The 21,544-nt window shown below is 67.7% G+C and carries 20 protein-coding genes; 6 read left to right on the top strand and 14 right to left on the bottom strand.

Annotation, left to right across the window (positions count from 1 at the left end):
• Positions 1-14 precede the first annotated feature (14 nt).
• Positions 15-1,367 carry an MFS transporter gene (locus MMF96_RS12570; protein ID WP_256883721.1) on the top strand — a complete coding sequence of 451 codons (1,353 nt, stop codon included), beginning with the start codon at positions 15-17 and terminating at the stop codon, positions 1,365-1,367.
• 150 nt (positions 1,368-1,517) lie between these two features.
• Positions 1,518-1,820: a hypothetical protein gene (locus MMF96_RS12575; RefSeq protein WP_256883722.1), complete on the top strand. Its 303-nt coding sequence runs from the start codon at positions 1,518-1,520 to the stop codon at positions 1,818-1,820.
• Positions 1,821-1,930: 110 nt separating this feature from the next.
• Here MMF96_RS12575 and purN read toward each other — a convergent pair whose 3' ends face one another.
• The 9 genes from purN to moaA form a co-directional block, all read right to left on the bottom strand.
• The gene (purN, locus tag MMF96_RS12580; RefSeq protein WP_176616143.1) at positions 1,931-2,494 is read right to left on the bottom strand and encodes a phosphoribosylglycinamide formyltransferase; all 564 of its coding nucleotides are present in this window, start codon (positions 2,492-2,494) and stop codon (positions 1,931-1,933) included.
• Positions 2,495-2,538: 44 nt separating this feature from the next.
• Complete coding sequence (locus MMF96_RS12585; protein ID WP_176616144.1) at positions 2,539-3,849, bottom strand: DUF6350 family protein; 1,311 nt, start codon at positions 3,847-3,849, stop codon at positions 2,539-2,541.
• Positions 3,850-4,066: 217 nt separating this feature from the next.
• Positions 4,067-4,270 (bottom strand): cold-shock protein, encoded by a 204-nt coding sequence (locus tag MMF96_RS12590; protein WP_113717014.1) that lies wholly within the window; start codon positions 4,268-4,270, stop codon positions 4,067-4,069.
• A gap of 439 nt (positions 4,271-4,709) precedes the next feature.
• The gene (locus tag MMF96_RS12595) at positions 4,710-6,374 is read right to left on the bottom strand and encodes an acyl-CoA dehydrogenase family protein (RefSeq protein ID WP_256883723.1); all 1,665 of its coding nucleotides are present in this window, start codon (positions 6,372-6,374) and stop codon (positions 4,710-4,712) included.
• Between the two features lie 63 nt (positions 6,375-6,437).
• Positions 6,438-7,154 (bottom strand): alpha/beta fold hydrolase, encoded by a 717-nt coding sequence (locus tag MMF96_RS12600; RefSeq protein ID WP_256883724.1) that lies wholly within the window; start codon positions 7,152-7,154, stop codon positions 6,438-6,440.
• 87 nt (positions 7,155-7,241) lie between these two features.
• Positions 7,242-7,826 carry a hypothetical protein gene (locus tag MMF96_RS12605; protein WP_176616147.1) on the bottom strand — a complete coding sequence of 195 codons (585 nt, stop codon included), beginning with the start codon at positions 7,824-7,826 and terminating at the stop codon, positions 7,242-7,244.
• An 86-nt stretch (positions 7,827-7,912) separates the two neighbouring features.
• A complete protein-coding gene (locus MMF96_RS12610; RefSeq protein WP_256883725.1) occupies positions 7,913-10,228 on the bottom strand; it encodes an FdhF/YdeP family oxidoreductase in 2,316 nt (771 codons plus the stop codon).
• A gap of 257 nt (positions 10,229-10,485) precedes the next feature.
• Entirely contained in the window at positions 10,486-12,003 is a 1,518-nt protein-coding gene (locus MMF96_RS12615) for an SLC13 family permease (RefSeq protein ID WP_371130874.1), read from the bottom strand.
• Positions 12,004-12,137: 134 nt separating this feature from the next.
• The gene (gene moaA, locus MMF96_RS12620) at positions 12,138-13,178 is read right to left on the bottom strand and encodes a GTP 3',8-cyclase MoaA (RefSeq protein WP_256883726.1); all 1,041 of its coding nucleotides are present in this window, start codon (positions 13,176-13,178) and stop codon (positions 12,138-12,140) included.
• 433 nt (positions 13,179-13,611) lie between these two features.
• On the opposite strand from moaA, the gene MMF96_RS12625 reads away from it, so the two are divergent.
• Complete coding sequence (locus MMF96_RS12625; protein WP_256883736.1) at positions 13,612-14,259, top strand: DNA alkylation repair protein; 648 nt, start codon at positions 13,612-13,614, stop codon at positions 14,257-14,259.
• Between the two features lie 47 nt (positions 14,260-14,306).
• Here the strand turns inward: MMF96_RS12625 and pcp are convergent, their stop codons facing one another.
• From pcp to MMF96_RS12640, 3 genes are all read right to left on the bottom strand, one after another.
• Complete coding sequence (pcp, locus tag MMF96_RS12630) at positions 14,307-14,945, bottom strand: pyroglutamyl-peptidase I (protein ID WP_256883727.1); 639 nt, start codon at positions 14,943-14,945, stop codon at positions 14,307-14,309.
• A gap of 61 nt (positions 14,946-15,006) precedes the next feature.
• Positions 15,007-16,662 (bottom strand): hypothetical protein, encoded by a 1,656-nt coding sequence (locus MMF96_RS12635; RefSeq protein WP_256883728.1) that lies wholly within the window; start codon positions 16,660-16,662, stop codon positions 15,007-15,009.
• A 275-nt stretch (positions 16,663-16,937) separates the two neighbouring features.
• On the bottom strand, positions 16,938-17,183 hold the full coding sequence (locus MMF96_RS12640; RefSeq protein WP_176616155.1) for a hypothetical protein: 246 nt from the start codon (positions 17,181-17,183) through the stop codon (positions 16,938-16,940).
• Positions 17,184-18,094: 911 nt separating this feature from the next.
• Here MMF96_RS12640 and MMF96_RS12645 point away from each other — a divergent pair.
• Positions 18,095-18,487 carry a hypothetical protein gene (locus tag MMF96_RS12645; protein WP_176616156.1) on the top strand — a complete coding sequence of 131 codons (393 nt, stop codon included), beginning with the start codon at positions 18,095-18,097 and terminating at the stop codon, positions 18,485-18,487.
• An 82-nt stretch (positions 18,488-18,569) separates the two neighbouring features.
• The gene (locus MMF96_RS12650; RefSeq protein ID WP_256127777.1) at positions 18,570-19,037 is read left to right on the top strand and encodes a DUF2269 family protein; all 468 of its coding nucleotides are present in this window, start codon (positions 18,570-18,572) and stop codon (positions 19,035-19,037) included.
• A 282-nt stretch (positions 19,038-19,319) separates the two neighbouring features.
• On the opposite strand, the gene MMF96_RS12655 is transcribed toward MMF96_RS12650, so the two are convergent.
• Together MMF96_RS12655 and MMF96_RS12660 are read right to left on the bottom strand one after the other, a co-directional pair.
• Entirely contained in the window at positions 19,320-19,856 is a 537-nt protein-coding gene (locus MMF96_RS12655) for a hypothetical protein (RefSeq protein ID WP_176616158.1), read from the bottom strand.
• Positions 19,857-20,154: 298 nt separating this feature from the next.
• Positions 20,155-20,649, bottom strand: a complete 495-nt coding sequence (locus MMF96_RS12660) for a hypothetical protein (RefSeq protein WP_176616159.1) — start codon at positions 20,647-20,649, stop codon at positions 20,155-20,157.
• Positions 20,650-20,772: 123 nt separating this feature from the next.
• Between MMF96_RS12660 and MMF96_RS12665 the strand changes: the two genes are divergently transcribed.
• Positions 20,773-21,438, top strand: a complete 666-nt coding sequence (locus MMF96_RS12665; protein ID WP_176616160.1) for a hypothetical protein — start codon at positions 20,773-20,775, stop codon at positions 21,436-21,438.
• Positions 21,439-21,544 lie beyond the last annotated feature (106 nt).

Consider the following 21,544-nt stretch of genomic DNA (forward strand, 5'->3'; position numbering starts at 1 on the left):
CGGGGGTAAGTGCCATGGGCACAAACACGGCAACAGCCACCGGCGATGCGGTGGTCCAGGAACTGCCGTGGCGCTGGCGCGTGCAGGGCAGCATCTTCATCATCGGCGGGCTCGGCTTCATGTTCGACGCCTGGGACGTGGCGCTCAACGGCTTCCTGATCCCGCTGCTGTCCAAGGAATGGGGGCTGGTTCCGGGGCAGGCCGCGTGGATCGGCGCGGCGAACCTGATCGGCATGGCCGTGGGTGCCTTTGTCTGGGGCTCCATTGCGGACGTGATCGGGCGCAAGACGGCGTTCACCCTGACCCTGCTGGTCTTTTCGGTGTTTACCGTGCTGGGCGCCGTCTCCAACGACATCGTGCTGTTTTGCGCATTCCGTTTCCTGGCCGGGTTCGGGCTGGGCGGGTGCATCCCGGTCGACTACGCCCTGGTGGGCGAGTTTACGCCCCGCAAACACCGCGGCCGGGTGCTGACGGCCATGGACGCGTGGTGGCCGGTGGGCGCGTCGCTGTGCGGCGTCGTCTCGGCCGTGCTCATGGCCTCCTTCGACAACTGGCGCCTCCTGATGCTGGTTTTGGTGCTGCCGGCGCTGCTGGTGTTCTGGGTGCGCCGGCACGTGCCCGAATCGCCCCTGTTTTTGGTCCGTGCGGGACGGCCCGCCGAGGCGGAGGCCGTCATTGGGCGGCTGATTGAGCGCACTGGCGTACAGGTGGGGCCGTGGCGGCTGCCGGATCCGGCCGACGTGCCACGGCTGTCGATGGGCAGCGTCACCGGGCAGCTGGCCGGGTTGTGGCGCTTCAACTGGCGGATCACCGGCATTGCCTGGTCGCTGTTCCTGACTGTCCTGCTGGTTTATTACGGTGCCCTGACCTGGATGCCGTCCATCCTGGTCGCCACCGGCTATGCGGAGAACAAGGCCTTCATCGCCACGGCGTCGATGACGGCCATCGGCTTCCTGGGCGTGGTGGCCGCGGCGCTGCTGGTGGAGCGCGTGGGCCGCAAATGGATCCTGGCCGTCACGGGCCCCGGCGCCGCGCTCTCGCTGGTGGTCTTCGCCCTGGTGCTGAAAGCCCCCGCTGCCGCACAGCTGTGGCTGCTGGTGTTCGGCTTTGTGGTCCAGGTGGCCATCCCGGTGCTGTACACCTACGTCTCGGAGCTGTATCCGACCCACCTGCGGGCCACCGGCTTTGGCTGGGCGTCCACCATGTCCCGTGTGGGCGCCGGGCTGGTCCCCCTTATCTTCGGCTCGCTGCTGTGGCCGGTGCTGGGCCTGCCGCTGACGTTTGCGCTGACCGGTGCGCTGGTGCTGCTGGCCGTCCTTTGGATGGCCTTCGCCGCCCCGGAAACCAAGGGCGCGCCCCTGCACTGATACGCAGGGTACGGCCCGGGCACCGCCCTTGCATGGGCCGGATCAGCCCGGCCGGCGAAGTCCGGGACACTGTCAGCCTGCCGCTCAGGCTTCATCCATTTTCAGCCGGTAGTGTTGGCTGCAAATCCAACTCTTGTCTTGAGGAGAATCATGGGCGCCCTGCTTCCCACCGTTTTCACCACTGCCGGCCTGATCGGCGGCTTCCAGACCGCCCGCTCCACCAAGAACCGCCAGCTGGGCGGCGCCGTCCTGGCCGCTGCCGGTGCGGCTGCGTTCCTTGGCTGGAAGAAGAACGCCGGTGCCGGCACCGCGGCCGCCCTCACGGCCACGTACCTGGCCGCCTTCGGCGCGTCGCACCCGCTGGCCAAGAAGATGGGCGCCTGGCCTGCCGTCTACACGGTCACGGGTGCCACGGCCCTGGCCTCGCTGCTCCTGGGCCGCAAGCGCAAGTAGGCCCTCCGCCCCGCACGCGGTCAATCTGTGTTGCAGGACTTCGACGAAAAACCCCGTTTTTCGGGCAAATCCGTCCAACAAGTGCAACACAGACCGGAAGAACGGCGGAGTCAGGCGCGGGCGAGGTCTCCCAGGACCTTGACGAGCAGTTCGCGTTCGGCCACCTTGATGCGTTCGTGGAGGGTTTCCTCGGTGTCGCCGTCCAGCACCGCCACGGGGGTCTGGGCGATGATGGGGCCGGTGTCCACGCCGGCGTCGGCAAAGTGGACGGTGCAGCCGGTGACCTTCACGCCGTAGGCGAGGGCATCGCGGACCCCGTGGGCGCCGGGGAACGCGGGCAGCAGGGCCGGGTGCGTGTTGACGTAGCGGCCCGCGAACGCGTCGATGAAGCCCGGCGCCACGATGCGCATGAAGCCGCTGGAAAGCACGTAGTCGGGCTTGTAGGCGGCGACGGCATCCAGCAGCGCGGCATCCCAGTCCGCGCGGGCCGCAAAGTCCTTGAAATTGACCACAAAGGTCTCCAGGCCGGCGGCGGCGGACCGCTCAATGCCGAAGGTGCCGGGGCGGTCGGCCCCCACCGCGGCGATTTCCATGGGCAGTTCCCCCGCGGCGACGGCGTCGATCACCGCCTGCAGGTTGGAGCCGGTCCCGGAAACCAAAACAACTATGCGCATGGGTCAATGTTAGGCGCACGCGGCGGGCCGGCCCTATTCGAGGGCTAGGTGCGGTGCGAGAGTTGCGGCGCGGCCGCCTTGCCGGCTTCCAGCCACGGCCCCAGCAGTGAGCCCAGTACGACGCCGGCCCCCACCTCCGCGCCCAGCCAGGCTGCCGCCGCCAAGGGGCTGGGCCCCACCTCGGTGAGCCGGCCAAGTCCCACGGAGCCGCCCGACAGCCAAAACACGATGCAGCCCAGCACGGCCGCCACCAGGCCCACGGCCACGCCCAGGACCAGCGTGGAACCCGGCAGGGAAAGCCACCGCTGGCGGACCTTCATCGACAGCCATTCGTCAAAGTGGTTTTCGCCCGTCCGCACGAACCACCAGCCGGCCAGCATGCCTGCCGCCACGGGAACGGCAAGGGCCGCGAACCCCCAGGTGAGCGCGCCGGTGGGCAGTGCGGCCAGCACCGGCAGGGGCGGGACGGGCGCCACCGAGGTGCCCAGCGGCGAGACGGTGGAGCCCGCGCCAAGATTGAAGCCCGCGCCGGTGGACCAGGCCAGCGACCAAACGGCCAGGTTCGGCATGAAGCTGAGCTGTCCCAGTGTCAGTGCTGCACCGCCCGTGCCCCCGGCGCGCATGCCCTGGTAGACGGTGGCCATGTCCGTCCAGCGGGCCATGAGGTTGATGGCCAGCAGCAGCGATGCGGCAGCCAGGGCGGCCGCCAATGCCACAAAGCCCGAACGCGCCGCAGCCCAGGCGTAGGACCCGGCCCAGCGTTGGTCCTGGCTGGTCTTGGCGATCCAGTCCGCCGCGTTGACGCCGATCAGGCGCCCCCACGAACCGGCTTCGCGCCTGGCACCGATCACCAGGCCCAGTCCGGCGGGGATGAGGGGAACCAGCATGCTGGCCAACAGCGACGCATCGGCGTCGGGGGTGTTGCAGACAAATGCGGTGGCCAGGCCGGCCGCGGCGTAAACCGTCAGGGCGCCCAGCAACGGCTGCCAGAGCTGGTCCGTGTAGGAGGCGCGGGCGAGCCGCCGGCCGGCGCGCCAGGAGAGGAAGAACGGGACCAGGACCAGGCCCAGGGGCAGCAGGTCGAAGGTGCCGTTTTCCACGGAGGCGGAACTGGGGCCGTTGGTGACGCTCAGTGACAGGGGCACGCCGTGCATGACCAGCCAGAATTTCCCCGCCAGCCGCGCGACGACGGACATGTCCTGTTCCGCGAAGCCGCCGGTAAACCATACTGCCGCCAGTGGAACAACCAAGACGAGGGCCGAGATAACAAAGACCTGGGCCGCCTCGAAGGCCCCCTGCAGCCCCAGCGGCATGGGAAGCCCGTCTCGTTGGCCGCGGGCAGCATTCGTATTCATCGTCTTCCATGGTGCCACACGGAACCGGCAACATCCCTGAGAAGCGCCGCGGAACGGTCAGCGCAGGGATGCTCCGGCGTCATATAAGGGTCCGGACGGGACTGCGGTCCGCACGGGGACGTTAAAGACGAATAGGGCCCGGATAAACCGAACCCTATTCGCACCAGCCTCGAAGACTAAAGTAATTGCACGGTTGCCCGCGCGGTTACCTTAGAAATTAGAGGGCCTGGATGTTGACTGCCTGGGGACCCTTGGGACCCTGCTCAACATCGAAGGAAACCTTCTGGTTCTCTTCGAGGGAGCGGTAGCCCGAGGAGTTGATTGCGGAGTAGTGCGCGAAAACATCCTGGCTCTGGTCATCGGGGGAGATGAAGCCGAAGCCCTTTTCAGCGTTGAACCACTTGACGGTACCTGTTGCCATTATTTCTATTTCCTTCTGAAGTTGGAGATTCCGCCCGACCTTCGGGCCTCCTGTTTACGGTTGAAGTCCGCTTCTCCAGAAAAGCGACGTCGTCCCGAAGGATGGCGTCGCTTCAACTACAAAAAACGCAACACTACAACTACGTCCAAGTATACATACCTCTTTCTGAAACGCCAGTAATTAATGAGAGGTGCGTCACTGTTTGCCTGCCGTTCATCAACCGCCCCGGGGAAAGGCGCCGGATCCAGCGATATTTGGGCGCCGGCGGCGTGACGCGTCACTCAGCGCGACTTTTAAGTTCACTTGGATTTAACGCCACGCCACCGGGCCCGTCCGGGCCTTTTCCGCCGAAAGTACAGAAGTGGCGGCCACGCCCCGACCCGACCCGCCAGAGCCGTACACCCACCGGCGGATCCAAGGTCCCGGGCCCGTAATGCGCTCACGTCCGCGCCAAAATCCCCGGAACGTCGCACGACGCCGGGAGGTTGCCGTAGTTGAAACACCTGTCCGGTCCCAGCCGGGAGTGGACGAACGCGTCCGCCACCGCGGGCGGCGCGTACCTGACCAGCAGCGACGCCTGAAGCGCCAGGGCCATCTTCTCCACCAGGGTCCGTGCCTGGCCGGCAAATTCCGCCGGCGCCGCCCGGACCGGAACCACGGCCTCCCGCAATCCGGCCGCGAAGCCGTCAAACACGGCGTGGGAACCGGAAGCCGCCCGGAGCTCGGCAAAGAAGGCGTCGACCGACTCCGGTTCGGCGGCCATGGCCCGCAGCACGTCCAGCGCAATGACGTTGCCCGTGCCCTCCCAGATCGCCATGACCGGCTGCTCCCGGTAGCGCATGGCCAACGGGAAGTCCTCAATGTAGCCGTTGCCGCCCAGGCATTCCATGGCCTCGTAGGCATGGTTGGGTCCGCGCTTGCACACCCAGTACTTGGCCACGGCTGTTGCGAGGCGCCGGAAGGCACGCTCGGCGGGGCCGGCGTCGTCGTCAAAGGCACGCGAGAGGCGCATGCCCACGGCGGCCGCCGCCTCGGCTTCCAGGGCCAGGTCCGCCAGCACATTGGCCATGGCCGGCTGGTCCACGAGCCGGGCCCCGAACGCGCGGCGGTGGCGGGCGTGCCACGCGGCCTCGGCCACGGCCTGGCGCATGCCGGCGGCCGTGCCGAGCACGCAGTCCAGCCGCGTCTGCGCCACCATGCCCATGATGGCGCGCACGCCGTGGCCCGGCTCGCCGATCCGCCAGCCGTGCGTGCTGGCAAATTCCACCTCCGACGACGCATTCGACCGGTTGCCCGCCTTGTCCTTGAGCCGCTGGACCAGGAACGTGTTGCGCTCTCCGTCCGGCAGCACGCGCGGGACCAGGAAGCAGCCGGGTCCGGCGTCGTCCCGGGCCAGGACCAGGAACGCGTCGGACATCGGCGCGGAACAAAACCACTTGTGCCCCGTGAGCAGGTGGTGGTCCGCCCACGGAACGGCACGCGTGGTGTTGGCCCGCACGTCCGAGCCGCCCTGCTTCTCCGTCATCGCCATCCCGAACAAGGCACCGCGCTTGCCCGCAGCCAGCTCCGGCGAATACTCGCGCGAATAGAGCCGCGGCAGCCACTCCCCCGCCAGCTCCTGGCTCAGCCGGAGCGGCTCCACCGCGGCATGGCTCATCGAGATGGGGCAGGCGTGGCCCGGCTCCACCTGCGCAAACAGCATGAACACCGCGGACCGCAGGGCATTCGCGCCCGCCCCCGGATCCGCCCATGCCGAGGTGTGGGCGCCCGCCGCCACCGCCTGCCCCATGATCCGGTGGTAGGAGGGGTGGTATTCCACCTCGTCGATCCGCTGCCCGTACTTGCTGTGGGTGTGCAGGACGGGCGGGTACGTGTGGACCAGCCGGGCGTCGTCCTGGAACTGCGCCGAGCCGACGACGGCGCCCACCCGTTCCAGCTCCCCCGTTGCCCGTGCGCCTGCCCTGCCGATTGTGGCGAGGTAGTCCCCCAGCGGTAGGTTCGTGCTGAATTCGTTGATGTCCACGCGCGGCGGCGGCTGGTTGAACACCTGGTGGGTGGGACAGGTGGCGGGTGCGGCTGCGGCGCCGGCGTCATCGACGGTCATGGCTTCAGGCTACGCCGCCCCGGCCCTGTGCCGGCACCTGCTGTCCTGCCCAGGCCGCCTGGCTCAACCGCCAGGCGGCAGGCTGCCACAGGCCTTGTCCAGAAACGCGGCCACCTCGCGCGGGCGTGTCAGGAGCGGCGCGTGGCTGGAGTCGATTTCCGTCACGTCGGCGCCCATCCGCGCGGCCATTTCCCGCTGCAGTGCCGGCGGCACGGCACGGTCGTCCGTGGTGAGCAGGTAGTGGCACGGCAGGTCCAGCCAGGCCGGCCGCCCCACCGCCACCCGGTCCAGGCCGATGCGCGTCAGTTTTTGCACCGCAGCCCCGACGGCGGCGCTTTCCGCGGGGAGTTCGTGCGCGATCACCTCGCCGAAGTGCGCCCGGTCAATATAGGTGTAGGCGCCCGCGACCACCACGTGCCGCGGGATCAGGCTGCCCGGATGCCGCCGGGATAACCCGTCCACCGACTCGCCCTCGGCCGGCGCAAATCCCGCAACATAGGCCAGCGCCCCGACCTTGCCGAGCGCAGCGCTGCCGGTCTCCCGGCCAATCTCCCGGGCGGCTTCCCCGATGACCACGCCACCGTACGACCACCCGGCCAGCAGCACGGGACCCTCCACGGTGGCGAGGGTCCGGCGCACGCTGGCCACGTCGTCGTCGAACGTTTCCAGGCCCAGCTGGGCCGCCACGGGGTTGTGGCCCAGCGCGCACAGCTCGGCAATGACGCGCAGCCAGCTGGACCCGTCGGACCACAGTCCGTGCACCAGTACTATCCCTGCCAATGGCAACCCTCTTTCGCTTGGTTCATCTCTTGGGGCCCGGGTCTCGACAGGCCCGGGCCCCGGCGGCAGGCCCGGCCACCGACCCGCTTACAGCGGCAGCTTCATACCGAGGGAGAAGTTCAGCCCGGTGGCGAAGGTCAGGTACATCAGCCACAGCCCGGTGACCAGGTGCCACAGGCCCAGTGAGCGTTCGCCCCAGGCCTGCCCGATGCTGTGGAAGAAGTCGCTGATGTAGATCAACGTCAGCCCCACGAACAGCAGGCCCACCGGCCAGTCCCCGGCGATGAAGAACACCACAATGCCCAGCACCGAGAGGATGGTGTACGCCACTGACATGCCGGCATTGGTGCGCGGATCCACACCCTGCCAGCGGTTGTAGCCCAGCGCGAACCAGTGGATGCCATAGGCCGAGAACGCCAGGGCTGCCATGTACAGCGGCGCGTCCTTGAACACCTGGAACCATGTCATGCCGACGAAGAGGATGATGCCGGTGACGAGCTGGCAGAACCCGGGAAGCCAGATGCCCCACACGCCCGTCGACTTGTCCACGGATTCATTCCGCTTGGGCCAGTGGAACAGTTCCTCCGGCCCGTAAATCAAATACCCTGTCCCCAGACCAAAGAAACCCAGCGCCAGCGGTGCGAACGCCGACGAAGCAAAGATCAAGTTCATTGCCTTACTCCTATGCTTTGACGAAAAACGAGTGTCATCCAGGCAGTTTCATAGGCAAGCACTTCCTTATTCCCCCATGAAGGTCCTTACGGTACTGCGGCGTAGGCCGGCGCGGCAGCCTTTTCCAGGCGTACGACGACGGACTTGGACACCGGGGTGTTGGACCCTTCCGCCGTGGCATCGAGGGAAACAAGCACGTTCGCTTCGGGGAAGTACGCGGCCACACAGCCGCGTGCGGTGGGATAGCTGATGATGCGCTGCTGGCGCAGGACCCGGTCCACGCCGTCGGCCGATTCACTGTGGATGTCCACATAGCTGCCGTCGGCAATGCCCAGCACGGCCAGGTCGGACGGATTCACGAACAGCACGTGCCGGCCCTTCTTCACCCCCCGGTACCTGTCGTTGAGGGAGTACATGGTGGTGTTGAACTGGTCGTGCGCGCGGACGGTCTGCAGCAGCAGCCTGCCTTCGGGGACCTCCACGGTCTCCAGCTCGCTGACCGTGAAGATCGCCTTGCCGGACGGTGTGGGGAAGGTGCGGCTGTCGCGCGGCGGGTGCGGCAGGACAAAGCCGCCGGGGCGCCGGACCTTGGTGTTGTAGTCCTCGCAGCCCTTGCAGACGTGGGCGATGTGCTCGCGGATGGTGTTGTAGTCGGCTTCGAAGCCGGCCCAGTCAATGGGGTGGTCGCTGCCCAGCACCGCCCTGGCCAGCCGGCTGACAATGGCCATTTCGGAGAGCAGGTTCGGCCCCACCGGCTCCACCTTCCCGGATGAGGCGTGCACGGCGCACACGGTGTCCTCGACCGTGACAAATTGCTCGCCGGACGCCTGCCGGTCAATCTCGGTCCGGCCCATGGTGGGCAGGATCAGGGCCTGCTCCCCCACAAACGCGTGCGAGCGGTTCAGTTTCGTGGACACCTGGACCGTGAGCTTCAGTTTTTGCAGGGCGGCCTCGGCAACGGCGGTGTCGGAAATGGCACCCACCAGGTTCCCGCCCAGGGCGAAGAGCACCTTGAGCTTGCCGTCCCGCATGGCACGGATGCTCTGCACCGCATCGACGCCGTTCTCCCGCGGCGGCTCAAAGTTGAACTCCTTGCCCAGGGCGTCGAGGAAGGCCGGGGGCATCTTCTCCCAGATGCCCATGGTGCGGTCGCCCTGGACGTTGCTGTGGCCGCGGATCGGCGAGGGGCCTGCCCCAGGCTTGCCGATGTTCCCGCGCAGCAGGAGCAGGTTGATGATTTCCTTGATGGTGGGCACGGCCCGCTTGTGCTGGGTCAGGCCCATGGCCCAGGTGACAATGACCTTGTCCGCCTTGAGGTAGCGGGCCGCAAGCTCGTCGATTTCCGCGGTCCGCAGGCCGGTGGCGGCCAGCACGGCCGCGTCGTCCACCTGTTCAATGTGTGCCCGGTATTCTTCCAGGCCCTGGCAGTGTTCCTCCAGGAAGGCGTGGTCCAGCACGGCACCCGGCGCTGCATCCTCGGCCCGGAAGACCCGCTTGGCCACTGCCTGCATGAGCGCCATGTCGCCGGCCAGCCGGATTTGCAGGAACTGGTCCGCCAGGTCCGTGCCCTTGCCCACGAGGCCGCGCGGCTTTTGCGGGTTCCGGAAGTTGATCAGCCCGGCTTCCGGCAGCGGGTTCACGGCCACGATTTCCGCCCCGGCCAGCTTGGCCTCCTCCAGCGCCGTGAGCATGCGGGGGTGGCAGGTGCCGGGGTTCTGGCCCATGATGATGATCAGGTCTGACTTGGCAAAGTCCTCGTAGGAGATGGCGCACTTGCCCACACCGATGGTCTCCCCCATGGCCAGGCCGGTGGATTCGTGGCACATGTTGGAGCAGTCCGGGAGGTTGTTGGTGCCGAAGGCGCGGGCGAACAGCTGGTACTGGAACGCCGTCTCGTTGCTGGTGCGTCCGCTGGTGTAAAACGTGGCCTCGTTGGGGGAGTCGAGGTCGTTGAGCTCGCGGGCCACGAGCCGGAAGGCGTTGTCCCAGCTGATGGGCTGGTAGTGGTCCGAGCCCGCCGGCTTGTAGACGGGGTCCACCAGGCGCCCCTGCTGGCCCAGCCAGTATTCGGTGCGTTCGCGCAGCGAGGACACCGAATTTTCTTCCCAGAATTCCCGGGGCACCGTCAGCAGCCCGGCTTCCCAGGTGACGGCCTTGGCGCCGTTCTCACAGAACTCGGCGGTCTTGCGGTCCGGCGGATCCGGCCAGGCGCAGCTCATGCAGTCAAAGCCGTCCTTTTGGTTCATCGCCAACAGGGTTTTCAGGGACCGGACCGGCCCCATGGCGGCCAGCGCCTGGGGCATGGATTCGGTCAAGCCGTGAATCCCTGCCGCAGCCCGGGCGGGGCGGCTCACCTTCAAGCCAGCGTCGGAATCGTCCTGGACGGGGGGTTTGCTGCTCATGGCAAACACAACCTTCTGCTAGAAGAATGCGCTGTCCGGAATGAAGGGTGGGGCCGGTCATTCCGGTTCCACGCACCGCCGTGTGCAAGTTGTGCTGCAACCCGCACGCCGCAGGGCGCGGAATTGGCTGTTAGCTTCCGGTCTATCACCGGGCCTTGACAAAGGCAACGGAACCGTGGGGTGACGCACATCACAGGGAATGCCCGGCCTCAATCCGGCCCGCAGACGCTCGGGTGCGCCGCGGGCCGGGGGCGCAGCTACAGGATCGAAAACAGCAGCCAGGTCAGCAGCAGCCCCATGACCGAGATGATGGTTTCCATGACCGACCAGGTCTTGATGGTCTGCCCCACGGTCAGTCCAAAGTACTCCTTGACCAGCCAGAATCCGGCGTCGTTCACATGGGAGAAGAACAGGGACCCTGCTCCCACGGCCAGCACGACGAGTGCCAAGTGCGCGGGGCTCAGCCCGCCGGCCAGCGGGGCAATGATGCCCGCAGCCGTCACGGTGGCCACCGTGGCGGAGCCGGTGGCCAGGCGGATCAGCACGGCAACAATCCAGCCGAGCAGCAGCACGGACAGGCTGGCGGCAACGGCAATCTTGGCAATGGCCGTCCCCGTCCCGCCATCGACCAGGACCTGCTTGAACCCGCCGCCGGCGCCCACGATGAGCATCACGCCCACAATGGGGAGCAGGCTTTGGCCGATCTTCTTCGTCAGGACCTGGGCCGAAAAGCCGACGCCGGTGCCGAAGGTGACCATGGCCAGCAGCACGGCCACCGTCAGGGCCACCACGGGATCGCCGATGAAGTCCAGCAGCGGGTGGAGCGGGTTGCCCTTCGCCATCCAGACGTCGGCCGCGGCCTTGATCAGCATGAGCACCAGCGGGGACAGCAGCGTGACCAGCGTGATGCCAAAGGACGGCGTGCCGGTGGCGTCGGGGTCCTGTGCCCGGTTCCCGCCCGCGGCATCCGAAGCGTTGCCCTGCGGGTCCGACGCCGTTCCCCCGCCGGCGGTGCGCACGGCGGAACCGTTGGTGCCCGCGCCGCGCATGCCTCCCGTGACGGCAAGCGCGGCCCCGGCGGCGCCGATGGGGACCATGCGGGCCGCCAGCAGGCTGAACAGCGGCCCGGCCACGATGACGGTGGGGATGGCGACCAGGAGGCCCAGGGCCAGGGTGATGCCGACGTTGGCGTGCAGGATGCCGATGGCGGCCAGCGGGCCGGGGTGCGGCGGGATGAAGCCGTGCAGGACGGACAGGCCGGCGAGCGCCGGGATGCCCAGGCGCATGGCGGGCCCGTTGCTACGGCGCACCGCCAGCATGACCACGGGGATCAGCAGGACCAGGCCGATTTCAAAGAACATGGGGATGCCGATGATGCCGGCAATCAGGGCCATTTTCCAGGGCAGGGTGGCGGGCCTGCCGCGCAGGAGCGTCTCGACCACCTTGTCCGCGCCGCCGGAATCCGCCAGCAGCTTCCCCAGCATGGCGCCGAGCGCGATCAGGATGCCGACGTAGCCGAGGACGCCGCCCACGCCCGTCTCGTAGGAGCCCGTGACCTTGTCCAGTGCGATCCCGGAGCCGATCCCCACGAACAATGCGCCGATGGTCAGGGCCAGGAAGGCGTGCATCTTGATCCAGACAATGAGCAGCACCACGATCGCGATGCCGATGGCCGCGACCACCAATACCCGGGTGTCATGCCCGGTCCACGGAGAATTTGCGGTGTCGGCGGCGGCCAGGACAGCCCCCGCGGTACCGGTTAGTAAGAAGCCCACGGATCCCTCATTTCCGCACGGACCCAGCGGCCGCGCATCCCATCTCATGTTGGCTGAAAAGTTCGTCGCCACACTAGACCCGATGGCGGCCGGGCTGCCGGCGCAACGCGGGGTTTTGGAAAAATGCTGCCGAGCTATCCGCCGATGTAGCTCATCTCTATCTTCTCCCCGCCCTTGCGCAGCCCGGGTGTCGCGGCGCTGCGCAGCTCCGAATACCGGTCCGAGCGCGCACCCCAGAGCGCTGCGAGAGCGTCCGCCAGCGCGGCGTCGCTGGCACCGCCGCGCAACAGTGCGCGCAGGTCCGTCCCGGCGGTGGCGAAGAGGCAGGTGAACAGCTTGCCGTCGGCCGAGAGCCTGGCCCTGGTGCAGCCTCGGCAGAACGCCTGGGTGACGCTGGAGATGGCGCCGATCTCCCCGGCACCGTCCTTGTAGCGCCAGCGCTGTGCCGTCTCGCCGTGGTAGTTCTGCTCGAGCGGCTCCAGCGGAAACTCCTTGTTGATCAGTCCAATGACTTCCGCGGACGGCACCACCTGGTCCATCTTCCAGCCGTTGGAATGCCCCACGTCCATGTATTCGATAAAGCGCAGGATGAATCCGGTGCCGCGGAAGTGGCGGGCCATCTCCACGATGCTGTGGTCGTTGAGCCCGCGCTTGACCACCATGTTGATCTTGACGGGGCCAAGCCCGGCGGCCTGGGCGGCGTCAATGGCGTGCAAAACCTTCGCCACGGGGTAGGCGACGTCGTTCATGGACTGGAATACGGCGTCGTCCATGGAATCCAGGGAGACCGTCACCCGGTCCAGGCCGGCAGCCTTGAGCGCCTCCGCCTTTTGCGCGAGCACGGAGCCGTTGGTGGTCATCGCCAGGTCCGGCGGCAGGCCCTCCGGGGTGCGCAGGGCGGCGAGCATCGCGATGAGGTCCTCGATGCCCCGGCGCAGCAGCGGTTCGCCGCCGGTCAGCCGGATTTTCCGCACGCCATGGGCCATGGCGATGCGGGCGAGGGTGGTGATTTCCTCGAAGGTGAGCAGCTGGTCGTGCGGCATGAAGACAAAGTCGCGGCCAAAAATTTCCTTGGGCATGCAGTACACGCAGCGGAAATTGCAGCGGTCCGTGACGGAGATCCGCAGGTCGCGCAGCGGGCGCTGCAGCGTATCCACCAGCTCCAGGACAACCATGTTCCAACCCTCCAACCGGGGTCCGAACCCCTTGCTTCCCACCATAGGCGTGTCCGACGGCGGCGTCGAGGGCCGGGTGCGCCCGTGCGGCTGTGTTTTTGACCCGACCGGGTGGCGGGCCGGAAGTACAGCCGCGGACGCTGCAGCGCCGCGGCCGGCGGGATTGCGCCTGCGCCGAATACGTGCGGCAGTTTGGCGCATAATGTCAGTCCTGTTCGCCTATGCGCCGGACCCGTTGCGGGTTTGGCGCAGCACGGCCACTGGCGCCAAACCCGCAGCGGGTCCGGCGCATAAAGTAAGCGGCTGTGGCACCCGTAGGAAAACCCCCGGCAGTGCCATCCGCACGGCCCGCGCGCACCACCCTCTCCCGGTAGGCTGTTCTCACGTGCGACGGCAGGAGAACACAGTGGCGGGGACGACGGTGGACCAGGTGATGGCCGAGCTGGCCGCGCTCGAGGATCCAAAGGCGCGGGCCATCAATGAACGGCACGGCGACGACCACGGCGTGAACCTGGGCCAACTGCGCGCCGTTGCCAAGCGGCTGAAAACCCAGCAGGAACTTTCACGCCAGCTCTGGGCCACGGGCGACACCGCCGCGCGGCTGGTGGCGCTGCTCATCTGCCGTCCGAAGGAGTTCGGGTGCGGCGAACTGGACGCCATGCTGCGTGAAGCACGCGTGCCCAAGGTCACCGACTGGCTGGTTAACTATGTGGTGAAGAAGAGTCCCCACGCCGAGGAGCTGCGCCTGGCCTGGTTTGACGATCCGGATCCGGTGGTGGCCAGTGCCGGCTGGGCGTTGACCAGCGAACGGGTGGTGAAGAAGCCCCAGGGCATCGACCTCGAGGGCCTGCTCGGCATCATCGAGGCTCAGATGAAGGACGCCCCGGAGCGCCTGCAGTGGGCCATGAACAACTGCCTCGCCCAGATCGGGATCGAACATGCCGGCCTCCGCAGCCGCGCGGTGGGCATTGGCGAGCGCCTTGAAGTGCTCAAGGACTACCCGACGCCGCCCAACTGCACCTCGCCGTTCGCGCCCATCTGGATCAGTGAGATGGTTCGCCGGCAAGGTGCCAAGGCGTAGTGCCCGGCAACGGGCGCCCTGTCCTGTCCAGGGACCGGCCCAGGGCCTCAGTGCGTGGCGCCGGCCGCCAGCTTGATGTCCGCCGCTGTTGACAGCGCCGTGCGGGCAATGACCTCCAGGCCTTCCGCCATGACCGATATTTCCATGGTCGGCTGCACGCCGTCCGGAGCCTGCTCGGGAGCGTAGGGCACGTGGATGAAGCCGCCCCGCACGCCGGGCACGGATGCCAGCTGGTGCATGAGGGCGTAAAAGACGTGGTTGCACACATAGGTCCCGGCCGTCTGCGACACCTCCGCCGGAATGCCGGCGCGGGTGAGCTGCTGCAGGCAGGCCTTGAGCGGCAGCCTGCTGAAATAGCCTACGGGCCCGCCGTCGACCACGGGCTCGTCCACGGGCGAATTGCCTGCGTTGTCGGGAATCCGCGCGTCGTCCACGTTGATGGCGACGCGCTCCAGCGACAGCTTGGCCCGCCCGCCTGCCTGGCCAACGGCCAGGACCAGGTCATGGTCGCCGGCGGCGAGCGCTTTTTCCAAAGCCGGGCCCGCCGCACCGAATTCCACGGGAAGTTCGACGGCGGTGGCCGGCACGCCGGACTCGTCCAGTGCCGCCGCAGCCAGCTGGGCGGCGGCCCAGGAAGGGTTGACGGATTCCCCGCCGAAAGGTTCAAAACCGGTAATGAGGATCATGGTTTCAAGCCTATGCCCCTTCCGGGGCCACTTCCGGAGGCTGGCGGCACTGCAGCACTGATCAGCCGCATAACAGCACGCCGGCACGGTAGCCGTAGTCGGCCTCGAGCCGGTCGATGCCGGCGGGATCGCAGCCGGTGAGTGCCTCCTGGACCTTTTCCGCAGGAGCCGGAAACTCGGCGTTGAGGTGGTTCAGCGCCGAGGCAGTGCTGCTGAATGCCCATTCAAAGACGAGCAGTGCGCCGAGAAGGGCAGCTCCGACAAGGTAGTGAGCCAGCGTCCACGGCGCTCCGCCGTGCACGGGCCCGTCCACCAGGGACGGTGTGGAGAGAACGCAAAAGCCTGCGGCGAAGAAGCCGACAAACACGGCGGACTCCGTGGCGCCGAAGGAGATGCCGGACCGGATCACCCAGCGGCTGCGGATCATGAACTGCCAGTACACCCAGGCGTTGACTGCCGTCAGCACCGCGTACAGCCACAAGGCGGTCACGGTCCACCACGGGACGTCGGCCACCATCGGCGGGACCAGCAGTGCGCCGGCCACGGCAAGGACGGAGATGACCAACGGCGGCAGCGCCAGCAGGCGCCGGGTCCGCCGTGCCCGAACGGCAGGGACGGCCCGGGCGCCCCTGGTTCCACGGGGCAGCCACGGCGGCGAGACCCGGCCCGCCGCCCTGCCGGTGTCGCCGCGCGGTTCCGCGCCGTGCAGTCCGGCGGTCCCATGCGCCCTGCCCGAAACGGCGGACGCGGCAGTTCCCGCTGCGTGGCCCCGGTGGCCCAGGCCGCTTCCCACCGCGACAGCCGTATCCGCGGCCGTCTCGATCGCTGACGGCACGTGGTCCGGGGGTGCGGGTTCCGAGCTGAAGTCGGCGAACTCCTGCCCCACGTATCGGCGCTCAATCAAGGTCCGGGCCTTGTCGAATGGGCGCTCGGGATCGGTCCAGACATCGTATTCGTTGCCTTCCGCCGGCGCCCAAATGGGGTAGGCCAGGAGCCGGACCTTGGTGGTTTCCTCGCGTCCCCCCGCCTGGTGTTCAAGCTCCACATGGAACAGCGCCATGCCGTCCACCCAACGCTTCTCCCAGGTCACGGAGGCCACGCGCCCCACGGAGTGCTCGCCGTCGTCAATCAGGATCGCCTGGAGGCCGCGCTCATCACGGGCCTGGCGCCACAGTATCCGTGCGTGCCGCAGCGCCTTGCGGGTGGGAATGGCCAACAGGACCGCAATGCTCGCCAGAAGGAGGGCCTCAAGGGCGTCGCCGGCGGTGAGCCGGAGTGCCGCGGCGGCGACGCAGCCGAGCAGGAGGCCGCAGAGGACGGCCCCGTAGGTGACACGCCGGGCGCGGTGCGGGGCAATGGTGCGGCTGTGCGCGGCAGAGGTCTGCTTCAGGAAGCCGTAGCCCATGACGTGCTTGAAGTTTGCGCCGATTTCCGGGCCCAGGGCCAGCGCGCCGACCACGCCCACCACGAAGAGCAGCGCCGGGATGAAACGGTCCGGGGAGTCCAGCGTGTGGGCCAGGTGGAACGGGGAGAAGAACCCGAGCATCGCCACCGCGAGCGCCCAAAGCAGGCCCACCAGCAGCAGGGCCCGCCTGGTCTTGCGGACATACCCGTCCCACACGATGGGCGAGGCAGGCAGCGGAATCCGCCCCGACCCCGGCAATGCCCTGGACATCGGATACGCCATCAACGCCTCCCCACCCTCAGTGCCACTCATTCTGCCATGAAGCACCGACAGGGTCCGCCGGTCCGTCCACAGGGACGACGCCGGGTGCGGCACTGGTCAGCAGCGGGGCCCCCACCGCCTCGGGCAGGCTCGGCACCATGTTGGTCCCGGACCGCCGCCAGGGGGTTGCAAGCGGGCGCCAAACCGCCGCCAACCGGGGCTGGTCCACCACGTCCCACACGGGGCGGCGGTGGAGTGAAAAAACGGCGTGGGCGGCAATTTCACTCCTCACACAGGGGCACTCCAATGATTTGGGGGCGTCCGGTCTAGATGCGGCGGCCCTTTCCCGGCACCACAAACGACAGGCCGGCCTCCAGACCGACCACGTCGTGTGGCTCGCCGGCGGACGAGCCACACTCCACACCTTCGACGGTCTCGCCGGTGACGCCGCCCATCTGCGCGATGAAATCATCCCAACCGGCAATCGGGCCGTTGCCTCCCCACCCATCTCGAAGCACTTTGACCTCACGGCATGGGCCCGGGACGTGGACGGTTATGAATCCGGCGAACAACTGGACGCCCTGGCCACCAAGTACGGTCCCACCACCAATCCATCCGGCAGGTTGCGGCTCCGGACGGTGTCAACGGAACGTATCAGCAGTGGCCTGTCAAACGGGGTTCCCGACGTCGCCGTCGCCCTCGACCTCTTGGATGAAGGGTCCGTGCGAAGCCGCAGCCAGGCGCAGTGGCTCCTGCGGGAGCGGCTCACTGACTCTGGGACGGGGAACGGTCATGACCACGCGGCCACACGGTGAAATGGAGATTCCCCCGGGAACTATGGACTGATCCGTGGCCGCAGCTGGCCGAGCTGGAAGGCGCCGCGCCCGCGGACATGTGGACGTTGGTCGGCGGCCTCATGGTGCAGCTCCACGCCATTCGCCGTCACGTCGAGTCAATCCGGCCAACCGCTGGCATGGACGCGCTGCTGCACATGGAAATGGGGGCGACGTCCAAACCACAAGTCGCGGTTCTGTTGAGCCATCTGGGATATGAACTACAGGAGCAGGTTCTCCCCGGGCTTCAGGAACTGCACTAGCTGCGCGGATCAAGCATGGTCGACGCCATGGTTGCGGACCATGTTGCCCCTTCCGTCATGGCAAAACGCGGAGGCCTCAACGGCTTTCAGGTACCGGACGGCAGCCTGGATCAACGACACCCGTGACCGCGAGCGCCACATTGGCGGCTCCGCCGTCCTGCTGGCCTGTATCGACGACCCGCGTGCCCTTCCTTCGGGCCGTTCAGGCAGCGACAGGCAGAGGGTCGCGGCCGTCGCGAAGTCCTTGCCGGACTCCGGTGCCCATATTCCATGGGAGCCGCCGGCTGGAAGAAATGGAGGGTGCCTGGCCCTTTGAACCCGGCACCGAACAAGCGTGAACAGCTGCTGGCACAGCATTTGCCTAGCTTGGCCTGCTACAAAAGGACCATGAGCCGACGCCAGCACTTCATCCCCTCACAGCGCCTGCCCGTCTCCGTCGCGTCCGCCACGACGGAGGCCAAGCCGCACCGCTCGCTCCTGTGGGCCGTTGGCATCACCCTGCTCGGGTGGCTGGTTCTGGCCTACCCGGCCGTCTTGCTGGCACTCCTGTCCTATCTCTACATGGCGGGCACCGGCGCGAGCCCGGCAACGGCCGGCTCGGTGGTGGCCGGCCTCGCCGGCATGGTGTTCGTCCTGTGCATGGTGGCCGCGCCGCTGCTCACCGGGCTGGCCGTCAGCCGGCGCCGCCGCGGCCTGTGGGTCGGTGCCGCGGTCACCTGGGCGTTGACCGCCGTCGCACTGGTCTACCTCTTGGTGAACTGGTTTCTCCCCCTCGGATGACCAATCGGGTCCCGTGGTATTGACTGGGGGAAGGGCAACGGCCCGGACCCGAATGGAAAGCAGGTTCTTGATGGATACCGTAATGAACGTTCTGCATGTGGTGGCCGCCGTATTCCTGGTGGGCCCCATGGCAATCCTGCCCATGACCGCGCTGAGGTCCCTCCGGGCCCGCGACTCGGGCCAGGTCCGGGCGCTGTCAAAGAGCGTGAACCTCTATACCTTGTTGTCGCTGATCGTGGTGTTCTTTGGGTTCGGCGCCCTGGGCCTGGCGGGCAAGAGCCACAACCTGTCCGTCACGACGCCATGGATCCTGATCTCGATCCTGCTGTACATTGTGGCCCTGATCCTGAACCTGGCCGTGGTGGTTCCCGCCCTGCGCCGGGCTGCGGACGAACTGCCCGACGGCGGCCCGGCCGGCGGAAATGCGGGCGCCGGCGACGGCGGGGCAGCCGCCCTGCGAACGAAGGAGTACCCCCGCGTGGCGATGGGCTCGGGCATCTCGGCGCTGTTGCTGGTGGCCGTGGTGGTGCTGATGGTCTGGAAGCCCTAACCGCAAAAACGGTGACCGCCGTCGACCGTGGCCGACGCCGTCACTCCCCTCACCCCGCAACGGCAGCCGGGCCGTGGGGAACGGCCGCGAGACGCCCGTCTGCGTGGTGGGGCCTTGTCATCACGCTCGCGGGTTGTCTGACCAGCGCCCACGCACCCGGGGCTTGAAAAGATCAGCAAGGTGCGCACGCGTCCCGGGCCGCCATGCCGCCATCGACGGCGGCGCGGTCCCCCCAATGATGGACCGGGCCGCCGAAACGTGGCGCCGCCCGCGACGCGCACGCTACTTGACGGCTCCCTTGAAGATGGCGTCCTTGTCGGTAAACGGGTTGGGTCCGCTTACTTCGACGCGCACAGCAGCGGCGTCAGCGGCGGCGATGCCGGCACCAAACTTCACAGTCTGGGTTTCGCCGGGCAGGATGGTGCTGAGCATGTCCATGCCCAGCTTGGCTTCCATGTCCGTAACAGGCGTGGCCTGGGTGTTTTTGGCCCCGACGGTGACCTTGGGCATTGACATGAGGCCAGCCTCCAGTTCCTTGTTGCTGCCGTTGACCACGGTCAGTTCGAACACCGCAGCCTTGCCGTCCACGGCTCCCGCGGCGTATTGGCTGACCGGCTGAAAACCGTCCGACTTCACAGTGACCTTGACGCCGGAATCGTACGTGACGGTACCGCCAAGGGCAGCCGAGCGGTCCGCAGTCTTGGCGGGTTGGCTCGCGGCGGGCTTGGCATCCCCCACCTTGTCAACGGTCGGAGCCGGGCTGGAACAACCGGCCAGCAAAAGTGCAACCAGCGGAACTGCAAAGAAGAGCTTTTTCATGATTTCCCCTATAAGTGACGATGCGAATAGCGCGGATTCAGTAGCGCAAATCGCGGACGGATCGCCAGTGGATCTGTCTTGTTCCCAAGGTAGGGTGGGGGTCTGACAAAGTGAGTTGGCAACAGCGAAGCCGGCCGTGTCCAGGATCCCGGTTCGGCGACATCAGCCTGGATTATGTGCCTCAATTGTCTACGTTACGCATCCGCGGGGCGAGCGGGCGCAGCAACCCTGGTCTCGACGCGCTCACATAGCTCGCTGCTCGCCACCGGGTTCTACTCGACCACCGCCGTGGCAGGACCTACTGCAGGCTGCAGTCCTTGTCGGAGACGTCGGAGCCCACCGAAATCTCGGTGGCCCCTTTCTCCGAGATCTTCACCTCGCCGCCGTGGCCGTCGGTGGAGCTGATGCCCGTGTAACCGCCCTTGAGCGAATCCGTACGCGTAACGTCGGCAAAGCCGCCTTCCCTCAGGACCGGGTTGACGGTTTTCATGACGGCGGCCCACCCGCCGGGCACGTCCCTCAGGGATTCCTTGGAGCGCAAGGTGCCGATGGTGAGGTGGCAGGTGCCGGCGTCGTTCTTGGAAAGATTCGTGGCCTGCCCCGGGACGGACAGCCAGGGCGCCCCGGGGTAAGCGGCGGACAGCGCCGCAGCGAGGTCGGTGGAGAGCTGCTGGAGGCGGGGCCCGGCGTCGGCCGCGCTGGGCAGGGACGGGCCGGAGCAGGAGGCGGCGGCCAGCCCGGCGCCCAGGATGAGCACCAGTGCAAGTGCGGGTCGTCGTAGTCCGTGCGGCATGTTTCCACCCTATCGGCCAAGCCCGCAGCCGCTGTTTTCGACACCGCGTAGAACGTTTATGATGGTGGGGGATGCGCCCGCCACACCGGGCTGGGGCGCCGGCAACAGGGGCAGGGAGGTACCGTGGGCGATCGTGGTGCGCGCCTGGCCCGCGGCTGGACTGCCGCCGCGTTTGCCACGCTGGCTGCGGTGCTGTCGCACATTTGGGGCGGCGGGGACGCCCCGCAGCCGCTGCTGGTGCTGTTTTCCCTGGCAATCTCCGGCTTGGTGTGTGTATTCCTGGCCGGACGCGTACTGTCCCTGACGAACCTGGTGGCGGCCGTGGTGGCCAGCGAAGGCCTGTTCCACCTGCTGTTCAGCCTCTCCGCAGACACCCCGGCCTCCCTGCCGGCAGCCGCCATGGCCGCCGCGCACCGCGGGATGGACATGGGCGGGATGGACATGGGCGGGATGGACATGGGCGGCACCCTTGCAGCCCCCTCCCCCATGGCCGTCGGCCCCGCCGCGGACATGGCTGCGGGCCACACCCCCGCCATGTGGTTCAGCCACGCGGCCGCTGCGGGACTGACCATCGTGTTCCTGCGCTACGGCGAGGCCAGTGCCATCCGTCTGCTGGAGTCCCTGCGACTGCGCATCACCGCCATCATCGGCCTGGCCATTGTCCCCATCCCCGCACCGTTGCGCATTGATGCGGCCCCTGAACCCTGGCTGCCGGCCGCCAGCGCCCTGGACGTCCCGCTGCCGGTCCGCCACCACCGCGGCCCGCCGGCCCTGGCCGCCGCAGCCTAAGCCGCTCCCCCACCCAACGGGTCGGGGCGTGGCATCGCGTGCTGCGGCCATCCCCCCGGGCCGGACACCACGGCCCGCCGCCCTGCGGCACCCATCCGGCACCCCT

The organism is Arthrobacter sp. STN4, from assembly GCF_024539665.1.
Lineage (GTDB): Bacteria > Actinomycetota > Actinomycetes > Actinomycetales > Micrococcaceae > Specibacter.